This window comes from Kitasatospora sp. NPDC059088 (genome assembly GCF_042738155.1).
In the GTDB taxonomy this organism is placed as follows: domain Bacteria; phylum Actinomycetota; class Actinomycetes; order Streptomycetales; family Streptomycetaceae; genus Kitasatospora.
Genome location: NZ_JBHYGR010000083.1, coordinates 1 through 5,685, shown reverse-complemented (window position 1 = coordinate 5,685; position 5,685 = coordinate 1). Strand labels below are relative to the sequence as shown.

General features: G+C 74.2%; 6 protein-coding genes. 5 read left to right on the top strand and 1 reads right to left on the bottom strand.

The genetic code is table 11. The features are described 5' to 3' along the window. Nucleotides 1-168: 168 nt before the first annotated feature. The 5 genes from ACFWXO_RS29965 (at nt 169) to ACFWXO_RS29945 (ending at nt 5,066) form a co-directional block, all read left to right on the top strand. Nucleotides 169-1,062 carry a polysaccharide lyase gene (locus ACFWXO_RS29965; protein WP_380527462.1) on the top strand — a complete coding sequence of 298 codons (894 nt, stop codon included), beginning with the start codon at nt 169-171 and terminating at the stop codon, nt 1,060-1,062. Nucleotides 1,063-1,240: 178 nt separating this feature from the next. Next, a complete protein-coding gene (locus ACFWXO_RS29960; RefSeq protein ID WP_380527460.1) occupies nt 1,241-2,443 on the top strand; it encodes an MFS transporter in 1,203 nt (400 codons plus the stop codon). 152 nt (nt 2,444-2,595) lie between these two features. Continuing rightward, complete coding sequence (locus ACFWXO_RS29955; protein WP_380527458.1) at nt 2,596-3,204, top strand: hypothetical protein; 609 nt, start codon at nt 2,596-2,598, stop codon at nt 3,202-3,204. Between the two features lie 32 nt (nt 3,205-3,236). Beyond that, nucleotides 3,237-3,590, top strand: a complete 354-nt coding sequence (locus ACFWXO_RS29950; protein WP_350508582.1) for a metalloregulator ArsR/SmtB family transcription factor — start codon at nt 3,237-3,239, stop codon at nt 3,588-3,590. Between the two features lie 111 nt (nt 3,591-3,701). Further along, complete coding sequence (locus tag ACFWXO_RS29945; RefSeq protein WP_380527456.1) at nt 3,702-5,066, top strand: MFS transporter; 1,365 nt, start codon at nt 3,702-3,704, stop codon at nt 5,064-5,066. A 58-nt stretch (nt 5,067-5,124) separates the two neighbouring features. Here the strand turns inward: ACFWXO_RS29945 and ACFWXO_RS29940 are convergent, their stop codons facing one another. Next, nucleotides 5,125-5,451 (bottom strand): hypothetical protein, encoded by a 327-nt coding sequence (locus ACFWXO_RS29940; protein WP_375897148.1) that lies wholly within the window; start codon nt 5,449-5,451, stop codon nt 5,125-5,127. Nucleotides 5,452-5,685: the final 234 nt, after the last annotated feature.

Genomic DNA, 5,685 nt, shown 5'->3' with positions numbered 1-5,685 from the left:
CCGCGCACCTCTCTTGGCGGGGGGGGGTGGGGGGGCTCTCAAACCACTCTTCCACCCCCCCCCCCCCGGCCACAGCCCTTTCCCCTTCCCTGCCCCGCCCTTTACCCAAGCCCGACCCGGGTGTGCGGCATGATCTGTACGGATCAACCGCCGACCGAGGAGCCACCGATGCACCGCTCCGCGCGCACCGCCGCCCTGGCCGCACTCGCCCTGCTCGCCGCCGCCGGCTGCGCGGCCACCCCCGCAGGGGCCCGCACCCAGCCGCCCACCGGCTCCGCCACCGCCGCTCCCGCACCCAGCGGCTCGGCCGCCTGGACCGGCGGCTTCCGCGGCTACGGCACCGCCCAGTGGCAGCGCTCCTGGGGCGTCGCGGGCCAAGGTGCCTGGGGCGCGGCCGACTTCACCGCCGTCGAGGACCGGACCGCCCCCGACGGCGGCCCCGCGCTCCAGGTGACGTACGGCGCCGGCTCCTCCGCCAACTCCTGCACCGACTGCCCCAATCCGGGCGGCGGCCAGTTCTACACCGACCTGAACGCGCTCGGCCTGTCCGCCCTCGCCCAGGGGCCCACCCTGGACCTCAAGTACTCCCTCCGCTTCCCCACCGGCCGCGACTGGGGCAAGGCCGGCAAGCTGCCGGGCCTGTACGGCGGGAAGATCGGCCAGGAGTCCGGCGGCAACCACGGCGCGGGCTGGTCCACCCGCTACATGTGGCGGGGTGCCAACGGCAGCCCCGACAACGGCGAGGTCTACCTCTACACCCCGACCGACTCCGGCCCGACCGGCTACGGTGTGGACGAGGGCCTGGGCGACTGGCACTTCCAGGCCGACGACCGCTGGCACACCGTCGAGCAGTCGGTGAACCGGAACACCGGCGAGGTCACCGTCTGGTACGACGGCCGCCAGGTGTACTCCGCCAGGGTCGCCTCCGGCATCGCCTCGATCCCCTTCGGCGGGGTGCTGTTCTCGACCTTCTACGGCGGCCACGACACCAGTTGGGGCCCGGCCAGCACCCAGCGCGCCCAGTTCGCCGGCTTCTCGCTCTCCGCCGGCGTCCAGCACTGACGAGCGGGGGCCTCACCGCCCTCGTCAAGGGGGTTTCCGGACTCCGGGATCCCAGCTGGAAATGGTCGGTGAAGGGCGTCCAAACATGTAGCGGTCATGCCATACTGCGTCGGTGACCTCAGCCAGCCCAGCGACACCCCCGCACCGCTCCAGGCCCCAACTGGGCCGGAAATTCACCATGCTGTGGTCGGCCTCGTCGATCTCGGCGGTCGGCGACGGCATGCGGGACTCGTCGCTTCCGTTGCTCGCCCTGGCCATCTCGGACTCCCCCTCGGCGGTGTCCGTGGTCGCGGTGGCCGGATCCCTCCCCTGGCTGCTGATGGCCCTGTTCGGCGGCGTCATCGCCGACCGCTTCGACCGCCGCCGGCTGATGTGGACGATCGACTTCGGCCGCGCCGCCATCCTGCTGGGGTTCGCCGCCTGGGTCTTCTCCACCACCCCGCCGCTCGCCCTGCTCGCCGCCCTGGCCTTCGTCCTCGGCTGCGGGGAGACGGTGTTCGTGAACGCCGCCACCTCGACCATCCCGGACGTGGTCCGCTCCGAGCAACTGGACGTCGCCAACGGCCGTCTCCAGGGCGGCCTGCTGGTCGGCCGGATGATCGGTCCGCTGGTCGGCACCAGCCTGTTCGCGATCGCGGCCGGCTACCCGTTCACCGTCGACGGCGTCTCCTTCGCCCTCGCCGCCGCCCTGGTCGCCGCGACCGGCCGCTCGGGCTCCCCCCGGGCGCGGTCCGAGCGCCGGGTCATGGCCGAGGTCCGCGAGGGCGTCCGCTGGCTGTACGGGCACAAGCAACTGCGCCTGGTCGCCTCGCTCTCCGCCGTGGCCGCGGGCGCCTCCTCCCTCGGCATCACCATGATGGCGCTGCTGGTCACCCGCACCCTGCACGAGCCCACCTGGGCCTTCGGCGCCGTCCTCGCCACCGGCGTGGCCGGCGGCACCGCCGCCAGCATGGTGGCCGGCCGGATCGGCGAGCGGCTGGGCCGGCGGGCCCGGATCACCCTCGCCTTCGTGCTGATGGGCTCCTCGCTGCTGCTGATGGGCCTGAGCCCCTCGGTGTTCGCGGTGGCCCCGCTGTTCGCGCTCGGCAATTTCGGCGTGGTCACCTGGAACGTCCAGGCGATCTCGCTGCGCCAGCAGACCGTGCCCAAGGAACTGCTCGGCCGGGTCAACAGCTGCTACCTGATGCTCTCCCGGGTCGGGATGCTGATCGGCGCGGGCCTCAGCGGCTGGATCGGCTCCACCGTCGGCATCCGCACCCCGATCGTCATCGCCGGTGCGCTGATCCTCGCCGCGCTGTTCGTGATCCCGCGGATGGGCGACCTCGAACCGGCCCCGGCGCCCGTCGCCGAGGAACAGCCGGTCGAGCAGCGCGCGGGCTGACCCGTCCTGACCGACTGACCGACTGACCGACCGCAGGCTCGACGGCGGCGGCTCCCTCCCCCGGGGGAGCCGGTTCCTCCTCCCGGCCGAGGGCCACCCCCGGTCCGGCTGCGAGCGTTGGGGCACCGCCCCCGCCGCACCGGAGAGCCCCCATGACCGCCCTCGCCCAACTCCCGCCCGCCACCGGCCGCCTGCGCACCGCCTGGGCCGCCGCCCACACCCCCGTCCCCGGCGTTCCGCGCTGGGCCGGGCTCGCCGCCCGGGCGGTGCCGCTCACCGTCCTGCCGTCCAGCGCCTGGCGGATCGCCACCTGCACCTTCCACGCCCCGCTGGACGGCGACGCGGTGCAGGACTCCGGCAGCCTCCCCTGGTGGCTGCCGCTGGAGCTGTACGTCGTCCTGCTGTCGGCCGTCTCCGAGCTGCTCGCCTTCACCGCGCTCGGCCTGGTCGCCCGCTGGGGCGAGGTGCTCCCGCGCCGGCTCCCGCTGCTGGGCGGCCGACGTGTCCCGGTCGCGGCGGCCGTCGTCCCGGCCGCGCTGGGCGCCGCCGCGCTCAGCGTCGGCACGCTGCTGTTGACCGTGCTGCTCTCGACCGGCCGCGACCTCCGGGGCCGACCGCTGCCCGACGGCCTCCCGATGCTGTCCGGCGACTGGCACACCGTCGTCCTGGTCGCCTGCTACGCCCCACTGCTGCTCTGGGGCCCGCTGCTGGCCGCCGTCACCTGGGCCTACCTCCGCCGCCGACGCGGTCCCTCGTCATGAGCGCACCTGCGCACACACCATAGACTGCGGGCATGAGCTCCGGCGCCGATCTGGCAGATGCACACCGCTCGCAGCAGCGGGCCGAGGCGCGGCTGGACGTCGCCGCCTCCGTCCTCTCCCTGCTGGCCGACCGCACCCGGCTGGCGCTGCTGGAGCGGCTCGGCCGGGGCGAGGCGGACGTGACCACGCTGACCGAGGCGACCGGGGCCGCCCGACCCTCGGTCAGCCAGCACCTGGCCAAGCTGCGGCTGGCCGGGCTGGTCGCCACCCGCAAGGACGGCCGGCGGGTGGTCTACTCGCTGCGCCACGGGCACCTGCGCCGGCTGGTGGACGAGGCCCTGAACGTCGCCGACCACCAGATCGGGCACCTCCCCCCGCACGACTGAGCCCCGGCCGGTCCGCGCAGGTCGTTCCGTCCGACAAACAGGTGCACACGTATGCACGCATTGCCTATGATGGGCGCACCACCACCCCCACCTCCGCCCCGGGACGGGCCCATGCTGACCGTGCTGCGCAACCGCACCTACCGCCACCTGTTCACCGCCCAGGTCGTCGCCCTGGTCGGCACCGGCCTGGCCACCGTGGCGCTCTCGCTGCTCGCGTACTCGATCGCCGGGAGCGACGCCTCGGCCGTCCTCGGCACCGCACTGGCGATCAAGATGGTCGCGTACGTGACGATCGCCCCGGTCGCCGGAGCCCTCGCCGGGCTGGTCCCCCGGCGCACCCTGATGGTCGCCATGGACCTCACCCGGGCCGCCGTCGCCCTCACCCTGCCGTTCGTCGACCGGGTGTGGCAGGTCTACGTCCTGATCTTCCTGCTCCAGGCCGCGTCCGCCGCCTTCACCCCGACCTTCCAGGCCACCATCCCCGAGGTGCTGCCCGCCGAACGCGACTACACCCGGGCGCTGTCGATGTCCCGGCTCGCCTACGACCTCGAATCGCTGTTCAGCCCGGCACTCGCCGCCCTGCTGCTCTCCGTGGTCCCGTACCACTGGCTGTTCGCCGGGACGACCGCGGGCTTCCTCGCCTCCGCCGCCCTGGTCGTCTCCGTCGTGCTGCCCAGGCCCCGGCCGGTCGAACGCACCGACGGGATCTACCGCAGGGCCGCGTTCGGCACCCGGCTGTTCCGGGCCACCCCACGGCTGCGGGCACTGCTCGCCCTGGACCTCGCGGTGGCGGCCGCCGGCGCCATCGTCTTCGTCGACACCGTCAACGTGGTCCGCGACCACTTCCACCGCCCGGTCGGCGCCGTCTCGCTGGCCCTCGGCGCGTACGGCGTCGGCTCGATGCTCGCCGCCCTGCTGCTGCCGCGGCTGCTCACCCGGGTCAGCGACCGGTCCGTCATGCTGCCCGCCGCCTTCGCCCTGCCCGGCGTCCTCGCCGCCGTCACCGCGATCACCGCCGCCCCGGCCGGCACCGGCAGCTGGCTCGCCCTGCTCGCCGCCTGGGCCCTGATCGGCGCCGCCGGCTCGGCCGTCCTGACACCCGGCGGCCGGGTGGTCCGCCGCTCCGCCGCCGACCCCGACCTGCCGGCCGCGTTCGCCGCCCAGTTCTCGCTGTCGCACGGCTGCTGGCTGCTCACCTACCCGCTGGCCGGCTGGCTCGCCGCCGGCGCCGGACTCCCCGCCACCGCGGTCGTCCTGGGCGCGGTCGCACTCACCGCCGCCCTGGCCGCCACCGCCCTGTGGCCCGCCCGGGACCCGGACGCCCTCAGCCACCGCCACACCGAGCTGCCGCTCGGCCACCCCCACCTCGCGGACGCCCGCCCCACCCCCGACGGCAGCTGGCAGCACGGCCACCACTACGTGATCGACCAGCACCACCCCACCTGGCCCCACCCACCCCGCGCCGCACTGAACTGAACTGAACTGAGCGGTGGGGCCGACGGACCGCCGGCCCCGGTCCCACCGGGGCCCCGGGTCAGCCCCTGGTCACCGGGATGCTGTGCGCGGCCATCGCCGCCGCCAGCCGGTCCGGCTCGTCCGGGGTGATCACCGGCTTGACCCGGGCGCCGAGGTCGACGACGAAGGCCACGCTCTTGTCGATCCGCCCCAGGTCCAGGTTGAAGTAGTGCACGAAGTCCCCGGAACCCCAGATCCGCCACCGCCCGCCGACCCGGGTCAGCGGCACCTGCCGCAGCCCGCGGATCCGCCCGTACGGGATCCGCTTGGCGGACGCCAACGGGAAGTAGTACCGGCGAATCACGAGCTCACGCGCGGTGCACGTCACCAGACCGTCGTTGTACATGCGGGCCAGGCTAGCCCCGGCCCCCCGCGCAAGCCCTCCCATCGGAGGCCGGTCCGGGCAGGTCCGCCCGGACGTCGCATTGGGGGGACTACCTGGTGATACGCCTACTGCTCCCCGCGGACGTACACCTGGGCGGACCCGGAAATGCGAAAAGCCCCTGATCCGAAGGGATCAGGGGCTTTTCTGAATGATTGTTCGGCGGCGTCCTACTCTCCCACAGGGTCCCCCCTGCAG